At 34.8% G+C, this 22,779-nt stretch carries 24 protein-coding genes; 17 read left to right on the top strand and 7 right to left on the bottom strand.

What is annotated here, in order from left to right; translation table 11 throughout:
- The first annotated feature begins 226 nt into the window (after positions 1-226).
- The 5 genes from SB689_RS04325 to SB689_RS04305 all read left to right on the top strand — a co-directional run bounded on the left by SB689_RS04325 (position 227) and on the right by SB689_RS04305 (position 7,122).
- Positions 227-1,468 (top strand): efflux RND transporter periplasmic adaptor subunit, encoded by a 1,242-nt coding sequence (locus tag SB689_RS04325; protein WP_410690925.1) that lies wholly within the window; start codon positions 227-229, stop codon positions 1,466-1,468.
- 46 nt (positions 1,469-1,514) lie between these two features.
- The gene (locus tag SB689_RS04320) at positions 1,515-2,237 is read left to right on the top strand and encodes an ABC transporter ATP-binding protein (RefSeq protein ID WP_410690924.1); all 723 of its coding nucleotides are present in this window, start codon (positions 1,515-1,517) and stop codon (positions 2,235-2,237) included.
- 105 nt (positions 2,238-2,342) lie between these two features.
- Positions 2,343-4,757 (top strand): ABC transporter permease, encoded by a 2,415-nt coding sequence (locus SB689_RS04315; protein WP_410690923.1) that lies wholly within the window; start codon positions 2,343-2,345, stop codon positions 4,755-4,757.
- Positions 4,758-4,815: 58 nt separating this feature from the next.
- The gene (locus SB689_RS04310) at positions 4,816-6,102 is read left to right on the top strand and encodes a TolC family protein (RefSeq protein ID WP_410690922.1); all 1,287 of its coding nucleotides are present in this window, start codon (positions 4,816-4,818) and stop codon (positions 6,100-6,102) included.
- A gap of 264 nt (positions 6,103-6,366) precedes the next feature.
- Positions 6,367-7,122, top strand: a complete 756-nt coding sequence (locus SB689_RS04305) for an SDR family oxidoreductase (RefSeq protein ID WP_410690921.1) — start codon at positions 6,367-6,369, stop codon at positions 7,120-7,122.
- A 48-nt stretch (positions 7,123-7,170) separates the two neighbouring features.
- Here the strand turns inward: SB689_RS04305 and SB689_RS04300 are convergent, their stop codons facing one another.
- Positions 7,171-8,805 (bottom strand): helix-turn-helix domain-containing protein, encoded by a 1,635-nt coding sequence (locus SB689_RS04300; RefSeq protein WP_410690920.1) that lies wholly within the window; start codon positions 8,803-8,805, stop codon positions 7,171-7,173.
- A gap of 506 nt (positions 8,806-9,311) precedes the next feature.
- On the opposite strand from SB689_RS04300, the gene SB689_RS04295 reads away from it, so the two are divergent.
- From SB689_RS04295 to SB689_RS04240, 12 genes are all read left to right on the top strand, one after another.
- A complete protein-coding gene (locus SB689_RS04295; RefSeq protein WP_410690919.1) occupies positions 9,312-10,127 on the top strand; it encodes a hypothetical protein in 816 nt (271 codons plus the stop codon).
- Between the two features lie 18 nt (positions 10,128-10,145).
- Positions 10,146-11,051: a hypothetical protein gene (locus tag SB689_RS04290; RefSeq protein ID WP_410690918.1), complete on the top strand. Its 906-nt coding sequence runs from the start codon at positions 10,146-10,148 to the stop codon at positions 11,049-11,051.
- 19 nt (positions 11,052-11,070) lie between these two features.
- The gene (locus tag SB689_RS04285) at positions 11,071-11,871 is read left to right on the top strand and encodes a hypothetical protein (protein WP_410690916.1); all 801 of its coding nucleotides are present in this window, start codon (positions 11,071-11,073) and stop codon (positions 11,869-11,871) included.
- Positions 11,872-11,936: 65 nt separating this feature from the next.
- Entirely contained in the window at positions 11,937-12,155 is a 219-nt protein-coding gene (locus SB689_RS04280) for a hypothetical protein (protein WP_410690915.1), read from the top strand.
- Between the two features lie 28 nt (positions 12,156-12,183).
- Positions 12,184-12,630 carry a transposase gene (locus SB689_RS04275; protein ID WP_410690914.1) on the top strand — a complete coding sequence of 149 codons (447 nt, stop codon included), beginning with the start codon at positions 12,184-12,186 and terminating at the stop codon, positions 12,628-12,630.
- Positions 12,631-12,632: 2 nt separating this feature from the next.
- On the top strand, positions 12,633-12,962 hold the full coding sequence (locus tag SB689_RS04270; protein ID WP_410690913.1) for a helix-turn-helix domain-containing protein: 330 nt from the start codon (positions 12,633-12,635) through the stop codon (positions 12,960-12,962).
- 80 nt (positions 12,963-13,042) lie between these two features.
- Positions 13,043-13,213, top strand: a complete 171-nt coding sequence (locus SB689_RS04265) for a hypothetical protein (protein ID WP_410690912.1) — start codon at positions 13,043-13,045, stop codon at positions 13,211-13,213.
- Positions 13,214-13,220: 7 nt separating this feature from the next.
- Positions 13,221-14,126 carry a hypothetical protein gene (locus tag SB689_RS04260; RefSeq protein ID WP_410690911.1) on the top strand — a complete coding sequence of 302 codons (906 nt, stop codon included), beginning with the start codon at positions 13,221-13,223 and terminating at the stop codon, positions 14,124-14,126.
- A gap of 42 nt (positions 14,127-14,168) precedes the next feature.
- Complete coding sequence (locus SB689_RS04255) at positions 14,169-14,969, top strand: hypothetical protein (RefSeq protein WP_410690909.1); 801 nt, start codon at positions 14,169-14,171, stop codon at positions 14,967-14,969.
- A 12-nt stretch (positions 14,970-14,981) separates the two neighbouring features.
- The gene (locus SB689_RS04250; protein WP_410690908.1) at positions 14,982-15,893 is read left to right on the top strand and encodes a hypothetical protein; all 912 of its coding nucleotides are present in this window, start codon (positions 14,982-14,984) and stop codon (positions 15,891-15,893) included.
- 147 nt (positions 15,894-16,040) lie between these two features.
- On the top strand, positions 16,041-16,277 hold the full coding sequence (locus SB689_RS04245; RefSeq protein ID WP_410690907.1) for a hypothetical protein: 237 nt from the start codon (positions 16,041-16,043) through the stop codon (positions 16,275-16,277).
- Between the two features lie 18 nt (positions 16,278-16,295).
- Entirely contained in the window at positions 16,296-17,171 is an 876-nt protein-coding gene (locus SB689_RS04240) for an alpha/beta hydrolase-fold protein (protein WP_410690906.1), read from the top strand.
- 204 nt (positions 17,172-17,375) lie between these two features.
- Here SB689_RS04240 and SB689_RS04235 read toward each other — a convergent pair whose 3' ends face one another.
- From SB689_RS04235 to SB689_RS04210, 6 genes are all read right to left on the bottom strand, one after another.
- Positions 17,376-17,537: an SDR family NAD(P)-dependent oxidoreductase gene (locus SB689_RS04235; RefSeq protein WP_410690904.1), complete on the bottom strand. Its 162-nt coding sequence runs from the start codon at positions 17,535-17,537 to the stop codon at positions 17,376-17,378.
- A 25-nt stretch (positions 17,538-17,562) separates the two neighbouring features.
- Positions 17,563-18,351, bottom strand: coding sequence for an alpha/beta hydrolase (locus tag SB689_RS04230; RefSeq protein ID WP_410690902.1), 789 nt, complete (start codon positions 18,349-18,351; stop codon positions 17,563-17,565).
- Positions 18,352-18,410: 59 nt separating this feature from the next.
- Positions 18,411-19,367, bottom strand: coding sequence for a polysaccharide deacetylase family protein (locus tag SB689_RS04225; protein WP_410690901.1), 957 nt, complete (start codon positions 19,365-19,367; stop codon positions 18,411-18,413).
- A gap of 66 nt (positions 19,368-19,433) precedes the next feature.
- Positions 19,434-19,913 carry a nuclear transport factor 2 family protein gene (locus SB689_RS04220; RefSeq protein WP_410690900.1) on the bottom strand — a complete coding sequence of 160 codons (480 nt, stop codon included), beginning with the start codon at positions 19,911-19,913 and terminating at the stop codon, positions 19,434-19,436.
- A 39-nt stretch (positions 19,914-19,952) separates the two neighbouring features.
- A complete protein-coding gene (locus SB689_RS04215) occupies positions 19,953-21,326 on the bottom strand; it encodes an alginate export family protein (protein WP_410690899.1) in 1,374 nt (457 codons plus the stop codon).
- A 246-nt stretch (positions 21,327-21,572) separates the two neighbouring features.
- On the bottom strand, positions 21,573-22,580 hold the full coding sequence (locus SB689_RS04210; protein WP_410690898.1) for an MBL fold metallo-hydrolase: 1,008 nt from the start codon (positions 22,578-22,580) through the stop codon (positions 21,573-21,575).
- Positions 22,581-22,779 lie beyond the last annotated feature (199 nt).

Here is a 22,779-nt window from a genome sequence, read left to right as displayed (position 1 = left end):
ATTTTAGTTATCCGAATGTAATTTTTATCACAACCAAACACCAACAACCAACAACTAAACACTAACAACCAATAAAATGTTCGTTTTCGCACAAAAAGTGTCCGATAATGAACAGTCCTGAAATGAATAAAATTATTTTCGTTCACGTTTTCAGGCTCTTACAAGATTATAAATCTCTGGTATTTGATTTGTCTAATATATTGTAAGTAAATTAGTTATCTCAAATATGGATACGAAAATAGTAAAAAAGAAGTCTAAATTAAAATTAATATTAATCATCGTTGCTTCTGCGTTGGCAGTTTCGGTTTTTGGTTGGTATTTTCTGAATCAGAAAAAAACGTATAACGTGAAGTTAGAAGACATTCAGGTGGATGAAGTTACGGTGGGAAGATTTGAAGATATGTTGATGGTAACCGCACAGACCCAATCTTTAAATTCATCATTGGTCAACGTTTTGGAAGGCGGTGCTGTAAAAGAAATTTTTGCAGAAGACGGACAGATGGTAACCAAAGGTCAACCAATCGCACGAGTTTACAACCCGAATACGGAATTCAATTATCTGAATCAGGAAACGGGAATTATGCAGCAAATCAGCCAGATGAGAAGCACACTTTTGGAACTTAAAAACCAGGAATTCAATCAGGATAAAGAGTTGCTTCAATCTCAGAATGATTATAATACGGCATTGCAGTCTTTCAATCTTCAGAAAAGATTATATGACGCAGAAATCGGAAAGAAAACGGATTATGATATTAGCCTTCAAAATTTAAATTATCAGAAACAGAGAAAAGTAATTGTAGAAAAAGGGGCTTCGAGTGAAAAAGCTTCCAGAAATTCTCAATTCTCAGCGATTAATAATTCTATTAATCAAATGGAAAAAAGTTTAAATATTCTTCGTTCCAACAAAAACAATTTCCTTATTATGTCGCCTGTTTCAGGAAGATTGTCATCGTTCAATATTACGCTCGGACAAAATCTTACAAGTGGAGAAAGTATCGGAAAAGTAGATCTAATGGGCGGTTACAAATTGATTGCAAAAGTTGATGAATATTACATCAATAAACTTCAAAACGGAATTAAAGGAAGTCTGGAAAGCAACGCCAAACAGTTCGAAGTGATTATTACAAAAATTCTTCCTGAAGTGAAGGAGGGACAGTTTTCTGTAGAATTAACCTTCATCGATGCAAAACCTGAAAACCTGAAAATAGGGATGACCTTCGGAGTAAAATTAAAATTATCTGCCGACACCCAAAGCATGATGATCCCCAAAGGAAATTTCTACAAAGACACCAACGGAAAATGGATTTTTGTTCTGAAAGGCAACAAAGCTGAAAAGCGCAATATCAGTCTGGGAAGAGAAAATCCACTGTATTATGAAGTTGTTTCCGGATTGAAGCAGGGCGAAAAAGTGATAAGTTCTGATTATTCTGAGATTAAAAAATATGAAATGCTTGATATTCAGAAATAAAGCAAATCCTCAAGCAAAATAAATAACACTTTAAAAAATTAATAAAATGATAAATATTCAAAACATTTCAAAAGTCTATAAAACCGAAGACGTTCAAACCAATGCGCTTAACAATGTAAGTCTAAGCATAAAAGAAGGCGAATTTGTAGCAATAATGGGACCTTCAGGCTGTGGAAAATCAACTTTTCTTAATATTTTGGGATTGCTGGACAGCGCTTCATCAGGTTCTTATAAGTTTGGAGAAACTGAGACTATTAATTTAAATGAAAGAAAAAAATCAGACATCAGAAAGAAAAATATAGGGTTCATTTTTCAGAATTTTAATTTGATCGATGAACTGACAGTTTATGAAAATATCGAACTTCCATTGATCTACAACGGCGTTTCACCTTCCGAAAGAAAAAGACAGGTGGAAGAGATCATGGATAAAATTAATATCGCTCACAGAGCAAAGCATTATCCACAACAGCTTTCCGGAGGTCAGCAACAAAGAGCAGCCGTTGCAAGAGCGTTGGTAACGAAACCAAAACTGATTCTTGCCGATGAACCTACAGGAAATCTGGACAGCTCCAACGGAAACGAAGTTATGAATCTCTTGGCAGAGCTACATAGAGAAGGATCTACCATCGCAATGGTAACGCACTCTTCTTACGATGCCGGTTACGCTTCGAAAATTGTGAATATGAAAGATGGCGAGATCTTCTCAGAAGAGCATTCTTCCCAGAGAAAAGATGTTTTCGAAAAAGCAGATGCTAAGAATTTTGGATAATAAAATTCTGCAAAAAATACATTCATTCATCCTTATTTTTCAAAAATTACAGAGAGCGGTTTAGCGCTGTTTCTCTGTAATTTATCACCACTTATTACATCAATTATGATAAACAATTGGCTAAGAATTGCCTTCATCAACTATAAAAAGAATTGGCTCTCAACCATCATCAATTTGTTTGGATTGACGATTGGGTTAACCGGATTCATGCTCATCCTCATGCATTGGAATGACGAAGAATCCTTCGAAAAATGGAATCCTAAAAAAGATCAGATTTACTATTTTCAAACGTACCATAAACCGGAAAATTCTTACGGGAACAATATTTCTATTCCAATGGCGAGACGTGCGAAAGAAGTAATTCCTGGCGTTGAAGATTACGTTTTGTTTAATGGTTCTGGAATTGGTTTGAAGATGACCACAAAGGTTAAAACCGTTTTCCAGAAAGACGGAATGACGGGTACAGAAAGTTTTTTCAAATTTTTCCCTTTCAAATTGGTTGCCGGAAGTTATAAAGATGCCTTGAAAGGTGGAAATGTAATTGCACTTTCCACAGATGCTGCCAAAAATCTCTTTGGAAAAATAAATGTTGCCGGAGAAAGTGTAAAATTTGAGAACAAAGATTACATCGTAACGGCGGTTTATGAGCTACCGAAAGAAAATAGCCAGATTAAGCCAGAATTCATCATTAATCCTGTAGAACAGATCAAAAGTGATGAAAAAAATTGGGGAAACTTCAATTACGGAGCATTTTTTATGCTGAAAAAAGGAACAGATCCTAAGTTTGTACAGAAAAAATTTATAAAGGATATTTTTGAATATCGTGCAAGTCTGGATAAAGATTCTTCGGGAATGACTATTCAGCAATATCTTGATTTGTACGGACCTACTGACAGTGAATTAACACCACTTGATCAGATAAAACTCCACGCAAAAGCATCTTGGTTTGGAAATCCTGATTTTAAAACTTTAATGATTCTGTTTACACTTTCAGTTTTAATCGTTGTGTTATCAGCTATCAATTTTATCAATCTAAAAACGGCGCAGGCTTCTCAAAGAGCGAAAGAAATCGGTGTTAGAAAAGCAATTGGAAGTACAAGATCCAACCTTGTTCTACAGTTTTTGATGGAGACATTTGTAATCTGTATTGCGTCATATTTACTTTCATTGGCTTTAACAGAGCTTCTTTTACCAAGCTTCAATAAGTTTTATGACAAAGAAATGAAGATGAATGATTGGCATATTTACTTTTACTCATTTGTGATGGTAATTATGGTAACGCTGATCTCAGGATTGATTCCGGCAACTTACTTGGCCAACTTCAAGGCGATAGAAACCTTGAAAGGAAATTTCGCAAGAAGCAAGCACGGAGTTTGGTTGAGAAACGGGATTTTAACTTTACAATTAATTATCTCTTCATTTTTCATTATTGGCGGATTGATCGTTAATCAACAGGTGAAATATATGATGAATAAAGACCTCGGCTACAACGGAAAGCAAATCATCATGATCAACTTTAATGAAAGTGATCCAAAACCGTGGCTGAAATATGAAAGGCTTAAAACTGAAATGAGAAAAATTAAGGGTGTGACCGATGTCTCTTACGGGGAAGCGGTTCCCGGAAGTAACAGATCAAGCAGTTCGAATATGGATTTTATGGATAAAAGTATTCAGGGACAGCATGGATCTATGGATTATGATTATCTGAAATTTCTTAATGTTAAACTGAAAAAAGGCCGTTGGCTAGACCCTAATCTTTCGTCTGATACCGTAAATAATGTGTTGGTGAATGAAGCTTTTGTAAGAAAATTCGGCTGGAAAGATGAAGACGCTTTAAAAAATGAAATTAAGCCTGGATTTGATAATAAAAAGTATAAAATTGTAGGTGTTGTAAAGGATTTCAACATTAGAAGTTTGAGAACGGAAGTAGAACCAATCATATTTTTCCATTATAAAGAAACTGAATGGAAGAGGTTAAATGTCTACAATATTCAATTAAAAATAGATCCGAATGATATCGACGGAACTGTAAAAAGGCTGAAAACCTATTGGCAGGGTAGTATAGAGCCGGGTTATCCTTTTGATTATTATTTTCTTGATAAGAAATTTGCAGAAACATTCGCAAAATATCAGAAACAGCAGACCCTTTTCACTATTCTGAATGCAATGGTTCTGATCGTAGCATTGTTAGGATTATTCGCTTTGTCATCATTAATGATCGAACAGAAATTGAAAGACGTTGCCATCAGAAAAACACTTGGAGCATCAGACAGAACCTTGATTCTTGGGTTAACGAAACAGTTCCTTTGGATTACATTCACTGCCGTTGTTATCAGCATTCCGATCAGTTATTATTTGATTAATGAATGGCTGAAAGACTTTGCTTACAGAATAGATATGCCGGTTTGGCCGTTTGTTTTCAGTCTTATTGTGTTGCTTTTACTTACGTTTTCTGTGGTAAGCATTAAAGCGTATCAGGCCACAAAAGTGAATCTTGTAAAATACCTGAAATACGAGTAAACTGTAAATCACACGCTTTTCTATCAACTATTAATTATCAACTGTCAGTCAATTTATTATGAAAAAATTATTCTTCATATTTATCATCAATCTTTTTCCGGCTCAGCAGGTTTGGACGCTCGACCAATGTCTGGATTATGCAGCTACAAATCATCCGTTGATAAAGCAGGCTACCGTTACTATTCAGAAAAATGAGCGTCAGATTTCTGCTGCAAAAGGAATGTTGCTGCCGTCAGTTGAAGCCGGAGTTAATCATAATTACAATTTCGGATTGGGGATCAATCAGAATAATAACCAAAGAGAAGCGATCAATACACAATACGATAATGTGTACGCACAAGCCAATTGGGAACTGATGAACTGGCGAAATTATCTCAATATTTCTTTATCAAAAATTAATAAAGAGAGTTCAACTTATAAAATGAAACAGGCTCAAAATGAGGTAAAACTGAATGTTATCCAAATGTTTTTCAAATATCAGAACAGCAAAAGCTGGCTGGATGTTTTGGAAACTCAGATCTCAGGAATTGAAGATCAAATCAAACGCACCGAAAAAGAAGTTGAAATCGGAAACCGACCAAAAAGCGATGTGTACGACATTAAAGCAAACCTTGGAACTTTGCAGGAACAGTGGGTTTCTGCAAAGAATGCCAGGGATCTTTCTAAAATAAATTTATTGAATGCGCTGGCCATCACAAACGATTCTTTAGATTTTAAAATGGCTGAAGAAAATCTATCAGATTTTGGCTTTAATGATCCTGAGTTTATTAAAAACTTGTTGGAGAAAAATCCTGCTTACAAAACCGTAATTACAGAAATAAATGCTGCCGAAAAGAATATAAGTATTGCAAGATCTGCCTATTTGCCGACGCTTAATGGTTCTTACAACTGGTCGAGTTTTTACAGCAAGGTTTTGGGGGAATCTGCCGATCCGTTTTCGGATCAGTTTAAAAGAAATAAAAGTCAGCAGGTTTCTTTCGGACTTTCGGTTCCGATATTTAATAAACTGCAAGTAAAAAATAATGTTGAAATTGCAAAATTGAATGTTATTAATTACAATTACGAAAAAGAAATTGTCGTTAATAATCTTACGCAAAGTATCAATTCCATCAAAACACAATTCCAGAATTCTGAGGAAAAATATACTTTATTGAAATCAAATTTTGAAAATCAGAAATTATCTTTCCAAAAATCAGAAGAAAAGTACAAAGAAGGATTGATGGATGCGTATACTTTTTTTGTTGTGAGAAATAACTGGCTTCAGGCAAATTATAATTTGATCAACAGTAAAAATGAAGTGATGCAACAGACTGAATTGTTAAAAGTGCTTCAAACAAACTATTAATCAACTAAAATTTAATTAAAATTGAGAGCATTTATCACCTCAATAACACTCAGATCATGAAAATCGTATGCTATTCACAATAATTTTATGATCAATTGAAATAATTTAAAATTTGAATTTAATTGATTGTAAATAAGATGATTGTAATTTTGTATTTATAAAAAGAAATTCCGAATTGATAACAAGATTAGGTAAAATCAATGCCTGTTTTTAATTGATAATATTCACATTTGTAAGAATTAACAATTAAAAAAAACATTTTGTATGTCAAGAAATGATTTAAAAGATAAGGTTGTTCTTATTGCGGGAGGAGGAAAAAATCTGGGTGGATTATTAAGTAAAGATTTTGCATCAAAAGGAGCGAAATTAGCCATCCATTACAACAGTGAAGGATCCAGAGCCGAAAGCGAAAAAACATTGGCGGAAGTACAGACGTTGGGTGCGGAAGCGTTTTTATTTCAAGGTGATTTAACTAAAATAGAAAACGTTACCAAATTATTTGACGAAACGATTTCTAAATTCGGAGGTATCGATATCGCAATAAATACGGTAGGAATGGTATTAAAGAAGCCATTTACCGAAACCACAGAAGCTGAATATGATACGATGTTTGGCATTAATTCAAAATCAGCATATTTCTTTTTGCAGGAAGCTGGTAAAAAACTGAATGATCACGGGAAGATTTGTACTGTTGTTACTTCATTATTAGCTGCTTACACAGATTTGTATTCCACATATGCAGGGGCAAAAGCTCCGGTAGAACATTTTACAAGAGCGGCTTCTAAAGAATTTGGAGGGAGAGGAATTTCTGTAAACGCTGTTGCTCCGGGCCCAATGGATACGCCTTTTTTCTATGGACAGGAAAGTGCGGATGCTGTAGCTTATCATAAATCTGCATCAGCTTTGGGAGGATTGACTGATATTAAAGATATCGCACCTTTAATTGAGTTTCTTGTAACAGACGGATGGTGGATTACCGGACAAACCATCTTTGCAAACGGAGGTTATACGACACGATAAATCATAAAAAAAACAGTTGCTAAGTGATTGAGCAACTGTTTTTTTACTTTATATAGCTTCTTGTTTTACATCATCTTTTTTGAGCTGGTTTATAAAATAGGAAGGCGTAACACCGGTTTCTTTTTTGAATATAACTGCGAAAACTTCTCTGGAAGAAAATCCGCAATATTCTGCCAGATAGCTGATTTTATATTCTCTGAAAACAGGAGTTTCATATAATTTGTTGGTGATATAATGAATTCGTAGTCCGTGAAGATAATTATTGAAGTTTTTACCTCTGTGCTGTTTTATAATTTCTGAAAGATACCTTGGATTCGTGTTTAATGAGCTTGATAAAGAAGAAAGACTGATGTCGTTTTTCAGGAATTTTTCAGATTTTTCAAATTTAGAAAGTTTATTTAATAGGGAAGTGGTTGTATCGTCAGAGATGTTGATGGCATTTTCGGGACTTTTATTTTCAATTTCCACTAAAATTGGCTCAATTGGACTCGTTTTTTCTTCATTTTTAAGATTTTCAATGATTGTTTTATATCTTTTATGAAGTTTGTTTTGATTTTGTTTCCAGAAAAACCAGCCTGCTATAACCAATACTAAGAGAATAATACAGGAAATAATGATAATTTGTGATTCATTATCCTTATGTACTTTATCTTGTTTAGAGCTTATTTTTTTAATTGTTTTATCGGAGGATAATTTATTAATATAAGCTAAACTGTCACTAAGATTGGTATAAAGCGACATGTATTTAATCGTAGAGTCTTTATTTTTAGCAGCCTCATAAGAGTTGGCCAATGTTACGTATGCTTTAACTCTTTCAGAAGGAGATTTTTTTGCTTTTTCCAGTTTTATAACTTGTTCTGCATATTTTATAGCTTCTGCATTTTTATATTGTTCAGAATAAAAATAACCCAGACAGTTTAAGATAGGAATTTTATCGACTTTAATTTCAGTGAATTTCCTGTTATTAATTGTACTTAGCGAATTTTGTAAATATTCTTCGGCAAGATCCACCCTTTTTGGAGTATATATTGTGGCATAATACATTCCGATATTCATATAAAGATAAGAAATCATATCATATTTCTCATCAGTTTGCTTTAAATCTCTTTTGTCATCAGAGATTTGTTTAGCCTCTTGCAGACTTCTCTTGAAGTATGATAAAATAGTATCCTGAGATGCTTTCTTGTAAGTATGATAGGTAGCTAAACCTTGGTATATAAGTGATGTATGATAATGCCTTTTATTAGGTTCTAGTTTGTTGGCATAATTTTTTGCATTTTGAAGCTCCTTATAGTTTTCGTCCAAAATACCAAGTGCAGAAAGATCGGTAGCTCTCTGGATAATTGCCATAGAAATAGACTCATTATCATTGATTTCTTTTGCAAGCTTTTCTATTTCGTGCGAATATTCTATTGATTTTTCTTCTTCCCCGATACTGTGGTAGAGAGTCATTAATTTTTTTCCGCTACCTATGATACCTTCTTTATAATTAATGCTTTTTGCATCTTTATTTATCTTTAAGAAAAGAGCTAATGCTTTATTGGGATTATCAGAATTTTTCTTTCCTAATGCAATTTGTTGGTCAATGCTTTCTTTGGTTATTGTGCGATTCTCAACTTGAGCGTAATAAAAACCGAAAATCAAACCAAATAATAAAGGAATAATTTTTTTTGTTATCATCATTTCATAAAGTTTTTAGGGTTGCAATTTTAGTGCTATTTTTAATATTTACTTATGATTGACATGTGATAAATTCCGAAATTATAACGCGTTAAATTTGACTTAAATTATTGATAATTAAATATTTGTGTAATTTAAGCGTCAATGCTTTTAATTAAATTATCTCTTCCATTATTCGGTCAGAATATCACTTCTTTTTCTCTTCCATTTTCCTTACGTTAAAATACGACTTATTTTGATAACTATTGATGTAAATTATTAATAACAAGTTGATTGTTGATTTATTTTTTAAGTTAAAATTTCGGAATTTACAACTCATACCATTTTGAAACAACCTCTAAAAGTTTCTAACATTGCACTGTAATCCAATGCACAATTGAATTATTTCTGAGTCTTCGTTATATAGATTCTAAAAACACACACACTGAACAATGATTAAAAAATTTATTGCTTTTGAAAAATTGCGTTTGATCCAATTTACATTTAGTATCACTTAAAAAAAGTTGATGATGAAAAAACACTATTTTATTTCGCTCTTTGTTTTGGGAACTTTATGCCATGCTCAAATAGCTATTGCTCCCAATTCCGCCGATCATGAACCGCATCAGAATTCTATTTTGGATGTGAAATCTACGACACCATCAAAAGCGGTGTTGATTCCTGTGGTTTCACAAATTACCAATGCGGAAGACCCCGATAATGACAACAATTTCAGAGGGGCAATAGCTTACAGTAAAGACTATGGTACGATCTACGAACACGACGGAACCAATTGGTCGAGTATCTACAATTATGTCGTAGACGTTAGGCCACAGTATTTTGCCCACTTTTCGCGTTCGGCCAATCTTAATCTTTCCTGTAATGGAGGTTTTCTTCCACCGTATGGTTGTACGGCTTCAGGAACTGTACAGCTTGCCAACAACGGAAGTGTAGATTTTCAGGGAAGTTCTATTAGCCTTTCCTTGGCTTCAAATGTTGTCACTGTAAATGAAACAGCTTTGTACAGAATTACTTACAGAGGTTACGCAACTTTTAACGGTCTGAATACGGACGAGATTCAATTAAGACTCCAAAAAGCAGCAGTTGCAACGCCTACAACGTTCTCGACAATTGATTACAAATCTTTTACAAGTGATAATGACAATCTTGGCTATTCACCTGTCTTCAACGGATCGATCGTTTTACAGGTAAATGCCGGAGAAAAATTTCGCTTGCAGGGCTTTATGCAATCCGGATTTTCGCCTTTGGTGAACTCATCGACCAGCTTTCAGAACAACAATACGTATGGAACAGGTGAGCTGATTTTCGAAAAAATTGTTTTATAAATCATTAATTCTAAAATTATGTATCCTAAAATATACTTATCGGCTGCAGCTTTACTTGCTGCAACGTTTTTCAATGCGCAGGTGATGATTTCCAAAACGGCTGGTTCTGCTCATCAAAATGCTTTACTGGACATAAAAAATGCCACAAAAGGGGTGATTTTTACCCGTGCTGAAAATATTACAACTTTTCCATTATTTAATAATACTCAGGAAGATTATTTTAATGATGAAGCTCCTCTGGAAGGTGCAATTTTGTACAATAAAGAAGACAAACAGTACTATAAATATGACGGAACAACCTGGATTCCAGCGCTTCAACTTGGAGGATGGTACAATCCTTTTTTAACGAGAAGAAAGGCAGACAATTCAAAAACATGGAATTGTGTAGGTGCACAGGTTCCCAATCCTTTTCCGCCGTTTACTCCGATAACGGTAAGTACGTGTAGTGTTTTAGCACTTTTCGGAAGCAACAGTAAACAGACTATTTCACTTTCTCCGGTCACAAACAGGTCTCAATTATTGGTTAATAATCTGAATACCACAACACCGACAAGCGGAAGCGATAATGTGATCCAAATACCACAAGCCGGACTGTATCATATTTCCGGAGTTACAGGATTTGGAGGTTTTTCTCTAGGTTCTTTGGGTAAAGATGCTACATTTTGGGTAAGCATTGATGTAAGTTATGACGGAGGAACGACCTGGTCTACACTGGCATTTGAAGAAACCAAACTCTATGGTGGAATCTTCATTGATCTTGGACAGGGCGGAAATAAAAGTGCAAGTGTTTCTGCTTCTGTTACACTACCTGCAAACTCTAGAATCAGGCTTCAGGCGGCTGTAAATACGGATTCTGTGATTTCTACATTTTCAAATTCAACAGATCATAGAGAAACCTTTGTTAATATTCAAAAATTAAGATAATCCCTTAAAAATAAAACACATGAAAAAATATTTAGTATTTATAGGTATGCTGGGATTTATGTTGGCAAATTCCCAGGTTGTGATTGGAGGTTCAACGCTTTCAAGTACGAATACTCAGCTGGAACTTCAAAATTCAGGACAAAAAGTATTGATTCTTCCCGTTGCAGAAAACGAAACCGTTTTACCAAAGTATAACATTGCTCAACCCGATAAATACGATGACGATGCCACAATGGAAGCGATGTTGATGTACAATAAAGCGGAAAGTCTTACCAAAGTCTATGACGGAACAAAGTGGAAGCAGGCTTTTAACGCTAAAAATAAATCAACAACGTGGACGAGGGCGAGTATCAACAGTACGAATATGACCTGCCTTTCTACGTCTGATCTTTTCGGACAGCTTTTACAGCTTTGCAGCTCGGACAATCTGAAATTTTCTGTTCCGACAAATAGTTCACAGTTTTCTGATTATCTGTCTGTTGTAAGAAATTCCGAAACCTTTAGAATAAGACAGAAAGGATTATACAGGGTAAATTTTAATGTACTATTCAGTGGTTTTACGGCCGGATTTGATTTTAACGGAGCCAGAATTACCATTGTCGTTGTGGTGAATGGTGTAGAAAAGGCTTACATGTCCGGAATTGCATCTCCTTTTATCAATGTCGGAAATTACCTTGTTTCTACGGACGGTGTTTTATTTCTTGATGTTAATAATGATGTTACATTCCGTCTTGTTCTGGATGGTTCTTCTTGGTCTATAAGCAGTTATAATTTCGGAGGTTCAGCAGACAGCAGTGTAAGTATTGAAAGAATATTATAAATCAGGCTTAATTATTCTGAAAACACAAATGAAAATTTTCTGTAATAAATATTATTTAAGAAATAATGCAACAAGATAATTATGAGATACTTGTAGGAAAAACAATCTTAGAAGCTCAGATTTTGTTAAAGCTGAAAGGTTATAAAATCGAAAAAGTACAAGCTGTAGGATATGAATGTACGCTGAAAAGATATTTTTTCGGGTTAATCAAAAAAAGGCTGTTTTTATATTGTACAGAGAATTCGGATAACAAAATAAGAGATATTTATGTTACCACCTATTAAAAAACACAAACTTTAAATATTTTCATTCATGATACTTGATCTGAAAAATATCCACATCGGAAACTTAATTCGTGAGCGCGTTGCAGAAAAGGGAATGGACTCATTTCGTATCTGTAAATTTTTAAAATGCACAGATTCAGAGTGGGAAAAAATACAGTCTCAAAAATCTTTGGATATTGAAATTGTTTTGAGAATGAGCACGTTGCTGGAATATGACTTTTTCAGGCTCTATTCCCAACACCTGATCTTGTACGCTCCTCCGGCCAATGCTCATTATAATAATCCAGCCAATAAAACATCTTCACTTCCACATTATAGAAAAAATATTTATACAAAGGAAATGGTAGATTTTGTGTTGGAGCAGGTAGAAAGTGGCAATAAAACGAAATCACAGATCATAGCAGAATATAGAATTCCGAAAACAACTTTGTATAAATGGATAAGTAAGTATAATCATTTAAAAAAAGATAAATAAAGATGAACATACAAAACACACCTGATTATAAAAGAATTTACAGCGATATGATTACCATAAAGTATCCTGAAAAAAGAGAAATATGCGATCAATTATTATCTAAAGCCAATTTATCAACTCTGGATATTATAGAGATCAGCCAAATTATTTTCAATAAAAGTTCTAAAGAAAATGCTGAATTTAACCAAAAGCATCGGTCTTACAGTAAATCAACCATTGTTAAAATATTAGAATATCAGAAAAAGAATAAACTCAATAACTCCCAGCTTGCCAGGCATTTTAAGCTAAGCAGAAACACCGTGACAAAATGGAAAAATAAGTTTTTACTGTAAGAAATTTCAATTTTTTTGATACTCAATACACAATCTAAACATAATTAAATACATACAAAATGAGAAAAAAAATACCGTCATTGGCTTCTTTAGTCTCTCCATTAGTTTCCGCTCAAGCAGGAATTAGTAGAGTAGACGCTAAAGTAAACGATGATGTAATGAAAAAAGATTATTCCTTAATCTCTGAAGAGTTCTTATCCCAAACACTGAGCGATGCTCATCTTCTAAACTACCAATATTACAATATTTAAGATGAAAATGATGAATAAAGGAATGCATAGAATATTACTATTGTCAATGTTCTATGGATATGGAGGGTTGGTTTCTGCTCAAACAGGTATAGGGACTTCAAATCCGCAGGGAGCTTTTCACGTAGATGGTTCTAAGGATAATGCAGCTGTTGGGACACCAACAGCAACACAAATAGCTAATGATTTTATTATTAACAAAACGACAGGTTTTATTGGAGTGGGAGTTCTTAATCCGCTGGTAAAATTAGATATGAGATCAGTTGCAACCGAAAATGCTTTAGGTCTAGGTGTTACCACGATGACTGCTGCGGGTGCTGGTGCAGGTGCTGTACGATATGACGTGATTCATGCACCGGTAGGCGCAAAAATAGAAGTTTCAAACGGTTCAGTATGGAATAAGGCTTATGTTGCTCCTCAAAAAGCAGTGGTGGTTGTGCGTAAAGTTTCAAGTCAATTAATTACTCAAAATTTGGCTACTACAATTATTAATTGGAATGTAATTCGTGATATGAGTAGCAGCTTTAATATCTCCAATGGTGAGTTTACAGCTCCTCGTGATGGTACTTACACATTTTTACTAACCTTTAATTTCAACAGTACCGTTATTAATGATGGTTCCAGAGTCGAATCACAATTTTATAACCCTGCAACAAATACTGTTTTGGCGAGTGTTTATAAAACATTTGGACAATCAATGACAGGGACTGCGGACGATGCCAATTCTACCCGCTTCACACAAGCCGGAGAATCGAGTACGGTTACACTTACCCTGACCGCAGGTACAAGAGTTGTAGCAAGATTGCTTCATAACCTTATCACATCTGGTTCTGTGCCACTTAGAGTAACAACAGATTCTTCAGATCCGGCAAATCCAGATGATGGGTTTAATAATTTAACCATTATAGAACATTAAAGATAGATCATGAAAAAGAAAATTGATTTCATATATAAATTATTGACTTGTATTTTAATTGTTTCCGCAAGTAAAATGACTGCGCAAATAGGATTTTTTACTCCAAATCCGTCGCATCCTCTTCAAATAGATGCCGCAAAGGATAACGGCGCCACGCCAGATGCCACAAAGCTATCCAACGATGTGGTCGTAACTTCGGATGGTAAATTGGGAGTAGGATTTTTAAATCCTGTGACTAAAGTAGATGTTCGTTCACCAGATAATGAAGGGATTATAGGTGTTGGTACCAATACACAAACTCCTGCAGCAGCCGGTGCTGGGGCGATACGTTATAATTCGGGTGGATTTTTAGATTATTCTGATGGCGAACAATGGATTTCTCTGCCACTTGCACCCCCAACTAAAGCACTTGTAAATGCTAGTAAAAGCTCTATTCAAAGTGTACCGGATAATACAGTTACCTATATTAAAGGTTGGAATGAAACCGTTGATTTGGGCGGTGATTTTAACAATGATGATACTTTTACCGCTCCACGTGACGGGTTCTACTTGGTTTCTTTCAGTATTACTTTAGCGAATGGTAATATTCCTAAAAATACCTTTATAGAAACGGCGATTGAAAGTAGTAGACTAACGAATAATATTCCAATATTTAAAACGGTGAATTCGTATCCTGCATTTCAGTCTGGAACGGTAAGTAACTATATAAGTGGTAATTGCAATGCTATTTTTAATCTTAAAAAAGATGATACTATCAAATTCAGTGTTAAACATAATATTGGAAGTGCAAGAGATACTTTTAATGATAGTAAATTAAATAATTTAAGCATTAGCGAATTATAAAAGGTATAAAAAATGATACAAAAAAATAAAATAAAAAGTTTAGCAAGTGCTTTTATACCTATGTTATTTTTAACAACAAAGGTGAATGCCCAAATAGGATTGGGAGTACCAAACCCTACAAATCCTGTCGAAATTAAAACTGATGCAGGTAATATCGTTGTAGACAATTCAGGGAAAATGGGTGTTTTAGTTCCTGCTCCAAAGGTTGCAATAGATTTGCGTAGTGGAACCAATGGTTCGGTTGCCATAGGAAATACTGACAAAACAGCCGCGCAGGCCGGATCAGGTGCTTTACGCTATGTTGCAAGTCCCGCAATTGGGGTTAAAGGATATCTGGAATTTTCCGATGGTACAAATTGGGTTAGTTTTTATCCTAAAGGAAAACCCAGAATCGTAGTAATGGCCAGTAAAACAACACAGGATACCTATGTATTTGAAAGTGGAACTCCTTCAGAAATAGGAACTAAATCCGGTATTGTTCAGCGAAGATCTTCTTATCTGACGAATTGGACGGAAATATTAGACTCAGATTCAGGAGTACCGAATACTAATTTCAATCCTGCAACGGGTGAATTTGTAGCGCCACGAGCTGGGGTATATTTTGCCACTTTTACTTTCGCATTGCAAGCCAGTCAGGTAAATACGGGGTCAAATAACCAGACAGAGGCTATTTGGGAGGTCAGAAATCCTGCGGGAACGATCACTCAAAGGGTAAAAACCAATAATGGATATTCTTCGGATACTGGATCATCTCCTAATAAAATACCTGTAGGTTCTGCCTGTACGGTGAGTGTTTATCTGAACAAAGGTGATAAATTAAGGCCTTTTACATGGATTACAGTAGCATTTTCAGACAGTACGGTCAGTCAGTTTGATACTTCGTCATCAGGAGTTTATAATGCACTTACGATTGTAGAACAATAGAATTATAGATAGTATTTCACTAAATACTTTGTTCCTAATTAAATTTTAGATACATTATAGAAAAGCTGAACTTCATATCGAAGTTCAGCTTTTTTTAAGTTTAAATCCATAAATTACACAACTTTTTACTATTCTAAAACGAAATAAATGCAAAATTTAAAGATAATAACTTCTATTCTAGGCTTATGGTCAGCAATGGTATTTTCTCAGAATTATAAAACTTCTGTAACCGCATTGGAAGGAAAAGAATTTCCGAAAATTAATGCTGAAAATCAGGCTCAGTTTAAAGTTTATTTTCCGGACGCAAAATCTGTTGTTTTAGAGGGTGGAGACGGGATGCAGAATTTAAAATCTGTTACAACGAAAGACAAAGATGGCTTTTGAAATATCTCCACTCCGCCCATGGAAATTGGGTTCCATTATTATTGGTTCAATGTTGATGGCAAGCGCACAAATGATCCCAATACAAATCTATATTTTGGCTACGGTCAGCCAACAAGCGGAATTGAAATTCCCTCCGGTGAAGATTTCTTCTTTGAGAAAAATGTAAAGCATGGAAAAATTGTTAATGACAGTTTAAGTTCGAAAATTACCTTGGAAAAACGAAATTTCAAAGTGTATCTTCCGCCCAATTACGGAACTAAAAAATTTCCTGTTTTATACCTTTATCACGGAACTGGCGAAGATATTACGGGTTGGGAAAAGCAAGGTTATATCAGAAATATTCTGGATAATCTTTTTGCTGAAAAAAACGCAAAAGAAATGATTGTCGTAATGGATTATGGCGTTGCGCTTACTTCTGAACAGGAAAAAATGCCGGACAATTATCCAAGAACTGTTATTTCAACTAAAAATTTAGATAAGATTGTTGTTCAGGAATTGATTCCCTACATCGAAAAAAAGTATAAAACCGATGGTAAAAGAGCTATCGCAGGACTTTCTCGCGGAAGTTACCAAGCGATGTTGATCGGAGCAAATCATCCGGAATTATTTTCTGCAATTGGCTCTTTCAGCCCTGTTATTTATGAAGGAACAGAGGATCAGCCTTTTAAAGAACTTCCTATCAGTAATTTATTAAAATCAAAACAGAAACCGCTCTTCTTTATCGGAATTGGAGAAAAAGAAGATGCAAGATTTTTGGAATACAATCGAATGATAATTAATTATTTAAATCAAAATAAATATCCTTATTTTCAATACAAATCTCCTCAAACATATCACGAATGGCTGACCTGGAGAAGATGTCTTTATCAGTTTGCACAGAAAATTTTCAGTTAGTTTGAAAACTTAAATTATACTTTTCCTAAATTAATTCAAATTAGAAGCATATAAATCTTCAATAAAATTGTTCGAAAACTAGGCTTATTTAGCATAAAACAACGCCAATAGAATTTATTGGCGTTGTTTTATATGGTAAAAGCGTAAATTATTTCTTAAAATCTGTTGAAAAAGTAAGTTCTTTATTGGCTTCGATTTCATTTTTCAGCGAATCAATTTTATAATTAGCAAATCCATATTTAGCGTTTCAATATTTCGGGCTGTTGCTGCTACATTATATCCATTTTCGAGTAACTGTTTTACCAAAATAAGTCCGATACCTTGAGAAGTTCCCGTGATAAACCATGTTTTTTCTTGATTTTTCATTAGATATTTATGTATAATTAATACCTTATTTTAAAGCTCCATTTGCGGCTTCCTCAATTACAGCAGCTACTGCCGCCGGTTGTGAAATAAACACTACATGACTTCCTTTAATTTCGGTAACTTTTGCATTGGCGCGTTTAGCCATAAATCTTTGACCGTCTGGTGGAATGGTTTGATCTTGTGAAGCAACAATATACCAGCTTGGTTTTGTTTTCCATGCGGCTTTAGTAATTGTTGCCTGAAAAGCTGAAACAGATACAGGAACTTGCGAGTCAAACATAAAGGCGGCTTTTTCAGCACTAAGATCAGCACAAAAACCTGAATGAAATTTTGCTTTATCATACCATAAAAATCCACTTTGAGGGGGCAAAATACCTGAGTTTGGAGATGGCGGCCCAGATTGTGCTAGCTGCATCAATGATTCTCCTGTATCAGGAACGAAGGCTGCGACAAAAACAAGTCCAGCTACATTTTTTTCTAATCCGGCTTCAGTAATAATAGCTCCGCCATAAGAATGTCCTACCAAAATTGTAGGGCCGTTCTGACGTTCTAAAACTCTTCTGGTTGCTTCAGCATCGTCTGCAAGTCCGGTATTAGGATTTCCGACAACACTTACATTGTATCCGTGTTTGACCAATATTTTATATACACCTTCCCAGCCGGATCCATCTGCAAAAGCTCCATGTACCAATACAATATTTTTTACTTTTTGCTGTGCGTTTAATGTATTAAATGAAGCAAAAAATACGATCATAATCAGCCAGGTAAACCAATGTGAATCTGGTGATTTTCTTATTTTTAAAATATTTTTCATAATAATAGTATTTAAATATTAATTTTTGAGTTTTTGTTTGAGTTACAATTCAACGATAGCTATTCCCTAATGATGGTTTTATCGTGTAATGCCATTTCTGCAATTTCATCTTTGCGTTTAAAAGAAACTCCTTTATGCTCCTGAATATATTTTATTAAATCTGCCGTAACTTTTACCATTTGAGGTGTACCGCCAATACGATCATGAAAGCTGATTGATAGTTGTCTTCTTTTATTTGCACTTTCTTTGTATAATTGATCAAATTCTGCTTTCACTTGGTTGATAAACTGATCTACAGAAAAATTTTTACCTTCTATTAAAACAATATCATTGCATCGAATGGTATAAGGTACAACCACAAAATCTTTATTGTTTACCTTGATAATGAACGGCTCATCACGACTGAGATCATCAATATGATATTTAAAACCGAGCTCTTGCAAAATTTTTAAAGTATTTTCTCCTCTTCGAAGCCAGTTTGCATTGTATCCGACAGGAGTAAAACCTGTTGTCTTTTTGATAGCATCGACACCAGCTTTTATAAATTTTTTTTCGTCTTCGTATGATAAATTGTATTGCGAATTCCAGCTCATTCCGTGAGCAGCGGCTTCATGACCTCTGTCAACAATTTCCTTTGCCAGAGCCGGATTTTTCAAAACGGCAGTTCCTACCATGTGCGATGTTATTTTAATTCCAAGTTGATCCCAATTATCAAGCATCCGCGGAATTCCTTCTTTATATCCGTATTCATACCAAGTGGAGGAGGGTAAATCTATATATCCTTTTTCCATATTTCTCGGAAACGGACTTTCGGCATTGTCAGGCTGACCACCGGCTTCAAACTGCATGGAAACAGAAACAATCAAACGGGAACCATCTGCCCATTTGGAGTTTTCTACTTTTGTTTCAGGATTCTGATTTATTTGTGCAGGTGCAGCAAATGTTGTGACCGGATCTACAAGTCCTGCAACCCCGATCAAACTGCTTTTCTTGATGAAATCTCTTCGATTGCTCATATTGTTTAATTTTTTTGAGTTAAGGTTATTGATTTAATGGATTGAAACAAAGCGGGAGCAAATGATTTATTGAAATGCTTTTTCGATAATTAAAGTTTCCTCATACATCGCAAACTGACTGATAAGTTGATCTTTAATCGTCATATGCATCGCAAATGGCATTTTAAAATGCTTGCCGGTTTTCTTTACCGTTCTTTCAACAAACCCGAAAACGGCCACTTCATTTCCTCTCAATAAGAAAGATTGGGCTTCAAACTTATCAGATCCTTCAACAAAATAAGTGAAGAGGGTTTTGAAAAGTTCTGCAACTTCTGCTCTCTTGGTACGATGGCCTGTCCACGGCATATATTTAGACTCGAAAATATACCAGTCTACTTTTTCAGAGATAATTGAAGATATCTTTTCGGGATCTTTTGATCCTACATATTCAAAAAACTTTTCTGCGGTTTGTTTGGTTTTAATTTCCTCATCGGAATAATTTTGCGCCTTTATTTGTGCAGAAAAACCAAGAAATAGGATAATTATAATTAATTGTATCGTTTTCATGACTGTTGGGTTTTTAGTTTTGATTATTTTATTGAATCTTTAAAAACGAATCTGCGTCGTAATTCCCGTAAAGAATATATTTTTTCCCATTCCAGAAGCTTCGATATAATCTTTCGCCTGAAACCAGGTTGCTTCCAATCTGAAATAAAGAAATGGATTCGGTTCCCAGACAATTTCCGTCTCCAGCTGATTCCCGATTTTCTTTTTGGTGGTGGTATTTCCGGGATAAATTAGAGACGTGTTCGGTGCATAAATTCCGTCATTTCCGCTGTATCTCCAAAACATGTCGTAATCGATGATCCAGTCGATGTTTTTAGTGATTTCAAAGCTGATAGAAGGATGAATATCAATAAGATTGGAAGGTCCGATTACAGAAGCCAGTCCAAAATAAGCACCTCTCGGAAACAACGGATTGAAGGTCTGTAATTTCGAATCACCCTTGGTTTTGTCTCCGCTTATTAATTCAGTTTTAAAACCTATTTCAGGATGAAATTTTACAGTATTAAAACGATATCCGCCATTAATGGAAGCTGTCCATGCGCTGATGTTTTTGTCTGCAACATCACCGAACTGATAAACCGCTTCTCCGTCGTAGCGCCAATTTCCGGATTTTCCCCAAATTCTCGTTCCTAATGAATGGCGGATTTCCTTTCCCGTTGCATCATCGAAATTGGCTTTTGCTCTTTTGTATCCTAAATAATAAACATCAATATTTTTAAGTAAAGGAACTTTGTTGAACACTAAATAACTTCCCCAAAATTGTCGATCCTCATTAGATTTATCGTCAAAAATACCGTCCCGCGCAACTACATAATGCGTGAAAAAGAAATCTGCCGACATATTTTCTTTTCCGGTCATCAATTTTAAACCATCAAAAGATTGTCTGTTATTGGGACCATCTCTTAGAGCGACCAAACGCTGAGATCCGTACGAAAGCTCCTGTCTTCCGGCTCTCAGAATTAATTTTTTACTTTTTTCATTGATGAAATTAAAATCTGCAAAAGCCTGATGAACTTCAAGCGGATTTGCATCTACAGGACTCGGGTCGATTCTTCCGCCAACCACACTGCTTTGCAACTGAACAAACGCTCTGAAATATTTTCCAACATGCAGATCGGAATGAAATAAATATCTCGATAAAACATAACCGTCTTTATCCTGATCCCCGTCGCCCCAATTTTCATTTTTAGCATAGAAATATTGAAATCTTATATCGCCACCGAAACTTAAATACGTGTTTTTTGAAGCATTTAATGGCAAAAATTTCATCGTTTTATACCAATTATCTTTGATGGTATCATTTTTCAGAAAACTGTAATCTTCATCCTGTCGGGTCGATTTTAAGTTCGGAAATTCCTGCGCAAAACCTGAAAAAGGAATCAATAAAGCTAATGTTAGAATTATATTTTTCATGATTGAATTTTTAAAGATTAGCCATTTTTTATTTTAAACTTAATTTGAATGTAACCGCAAAAGAGACAAAAGATATTCGGGATAAACAGCTTAGGTAATCAAAGCTTCCAAAAGAATAAAAATCTTTGATTTTTAAAAGCTTATGTGTTCTTATTAAAGAGATTCTATAATAAACTTTAATAAAAAATCCAAATCTTTGTAACTTTTGTGGTTAAATAAGAAGTTTAAACATTTATGATTAAAATATTATTTAACACCATTTTCCTTAATGTCTTTGTACGCATTCGGAATGTTGAAATTAAAATGTAGCCAGTTGAACAATTCGTACCCTTTATCAAACTCTTTCATCGTAACAGATGCTTTTGTTTGCTCTAAAGTCAGCCCTTTTTTTACGGCATTTTCTACATTGGTCTGTAAAGCTGCTACGTAATCAATCGTATATTTAATTCCTGCTTTGTTGGTAATTCTGCCGTGTCCGGGAACTACAATGTCTTTATCAGAAATCATATTATAGATTTTGTTGAGGTTTTTAACAGGTTCTAAAAAATAACCGTCAAACAACCATGGAATAGCCGGACTCTCTGCAATAAAAGGATTTCCTGCCCACAAGACATTTCCCGACGAAGATTTTAGATAGACAAAAAGATCGGCTGGAGACTGTGCGGTTCCAACATTAATGATTTCAACAATATTTCCTTTTCCCATATCGATTTTCATCGTTTGATTTACTGCAATCGTAACATCTGCAGGACGATACACACTTTCTTCAATACCGCGACCGCTACCGAAAAGCCCAATCATGAATTTTTTAATATTGTCATAATTTTTAGCCAAATTTTCTTTACAGAATTCGTTTTGAATGATAATCGTTTCCTTGGGAAGCAGATAATTTCCGAAACAATGATCTCCGTGATCACTTGTATTGATCGCATAAACAATCGGTTTTGATGTTACAGATCTTATCAGTTTATAAAGCTGATCATACAATCCTTTGCTCAACATCGTTTCGATAAGCAAAACGCCTTTGTCACCGACAATAAATCCCGCAGAAGTCGCTTGTGGAATACCTTTCGTGGTTTCCGTTTCGGTTGTGCTTGGTGAAACGGCATAAACGTTTTCTGAGATTTTGTGCAGTTTTAAAGTGACTTTGTTAGCATCCCAAATCGGGACGTGATCGGGCATTGCAAACTGTGCATTCGTTATATTGCCGAAAAAGAGCAATATCAATATTGAAATTATATTTTGAGTTTTCATAAGGGATTTTTTAGAGTTTTTTTAGATTTTATATTCTTTATTGAAGATCATTAAAACTATCATATCTTGACGTTCCGAACCCCAAAATATACGTTCTGAAATCATCCGGATACGTTAATTATAGGTTCCGATACGTTATATATCCTGTCCGATGAGGTTTATTAAAGATCGGACGAGGTTTTGTACCTGTTCTGTGAGG

The organism is Chryseobacterium sp. SIMBA_038 (assembly GCF_046535115.1).
In the GTDB taxonomy this organism is placed as follows: Bacteria; Bacteroidota; Bacteroidia; order Flavobacteriales; family Weeksellaceae; genus Chryseobacterium.
Note: the sequence above shows the minus strand (reverse complement) of the source record. Positions and strands in the feature narration are given on the sequence as shown.

Excerpts from the sequence above, each read along its gene's own strand:
- SB689_RS04225 (WP_410690901.1), bottom strand. The coding sequence starts at position 19,367 with ATGAGCAATCGAAGAGATTTCATCAAGAAAAGCAGTTTGATCGGGGTT.
- SB689_RS04210 (WP_410690898.1), bottom strand. The coding sequence starts at position 22,580 with ATGAAAACTCAAAATATAATTTCAATATTGATATTGCTCTTTTTCGGC.
- SB689_RS04275 (WP_410690914.1), top strand. The coding sequence starts at position 12,184 with ATGATACTTGATCTGAAAAATATCCACATCGGAAACTTAATTCGTGAG.
- SB689_RS04250 (WP_410690908.1), top strand. The coding sequence starts at position 14,982 with ATGATACAAAAAAATAAAATAAAAAGTTTAGCAAGTGCTTTTATACCT.
- SB689_RS04280 (WP_410690915.1), top strand. The coding sequence starts at position 11,937 with ATGCAACAAGATAATTATGAGATACTTGTAGGAAAAACAATCTTAGAA.
- SB689_RS04235 (WP_410690904.1), bottom strand. The coding sequence starts at position 17,537 with ATGAAAAATCAAGAAAAAACATGGTTTATCACGGGAACTTCTCAAGGT.
- SB689_RS04240 (WP_410690906.1), top strand. The coding sequence starts at position 16,296 with ATGGAAATTGGGTTCCATTATTATTGGTTCAATGTTGATGGCAAGCGC.
- SB689_RS04245 (WP_410690907.1), top strand. The coding sequence starts at position 16,041 with ATGCAAAATTTAAAGATAATAACTTCTATTCTAGGCTTATGGTCAGCA.
- SB689_RS04220 (WP_410690900.1), bottom strand. The coding sequence starts at position 19,913 with ATGAAAACGATACAATTAATTATAATTATCCTATTTCTTGGTTTTTCT.
- SB689_RS04290 (WP_410690918.1), top strand. The coding sequence starts at position 10,146 with ATGTATCCTAAAATATACTTATCGGCTGCAGCTTTACTTGCTGCAACG.
- SB689_RS04310 (WP_410690922.1), top strand. The coding sequence starts at position 4,816 with ATGAAAAAATTATTCTTCATATTTATCATCAATCTTTTTCCGGCTCAG.
- SB689_RS04300 (WP_410690920.1), bottom strand. The coding sequence starts at position 8,805 with ATGATGATAACAAAAAAAATTATTCCTTTATTATTTGGTTTGATTTTC.
- SB689_RS04230 (WP_410690902.1), bottom strand. The coding sequence starts at position 18,351 with ATGAAAAATATTTTAAAAATAAGAAAATCACCAGATTCACATTGGTTT.
- SB689_RS04320 (WP_410690924.1), top strand. The coding sequence starts at position 1,515 with ATGATAAATATTCAAAACATTTCAAAAGTCTATAAAACCGAAGACGTT.
- SB689_RS04315 (WP_410690923.1), top strand. The coding sequence starts at position 2,343 with ATGATAAACAATTGGCTAAGAATTGCCTTCATCAACTATAAAAAGAAT.
- SB689_RS04215 (WP_410690899.1), bottom strand. The coding sequence starts at position 21,326 with ATGAAAAATATAATTCTAACATTAGCTTTATTGATTCCTTTTTCAGGT.
- SB689_RS04285 (WP_410690916.1), top strand. The coding sequence starts at position 11,071 with ATGAAAAAATATTTAGTATTTATAGGTATGCTGGGATTTATGTTGGCA.
- SB689_RS04260 (WP_410690911.1), top strand. The coding sequence starts at position 13,221 with ATGATGAATAAAGGAATGCATAGAATATTACTATTGTCAATGTTCTAT.
- SB689_RS04305 (WP_410690921.1), top strand. The coding sequence starts at position 6,367 with ATGTCAAGAAATGATTTAAAAGATAAGGTTGTTCTTATTGCGGGAGGA.
- SB689_RS04270 (WP_410690913.1), top strand. The coding sequence starts at position 12,633 with ATGAACATACAAAACACACCTGATTATAAAAGAATTTACAGCGATATG.
- SB689_RS04295 (WP_410690919.1), top strand. The coding sequence starts at position 9,312 with ATGAAAAAACACTATTTTATTTCGCTCTTTGTTTTGGGAACTTTATGC.
- SB689_RS04325 (WP_410690925.1), top strand. The coding sequence starts at position 227 with ATGGATACGAAAATAGTAAAAAAGAAGTCTAAATTAAAATTAATATTA.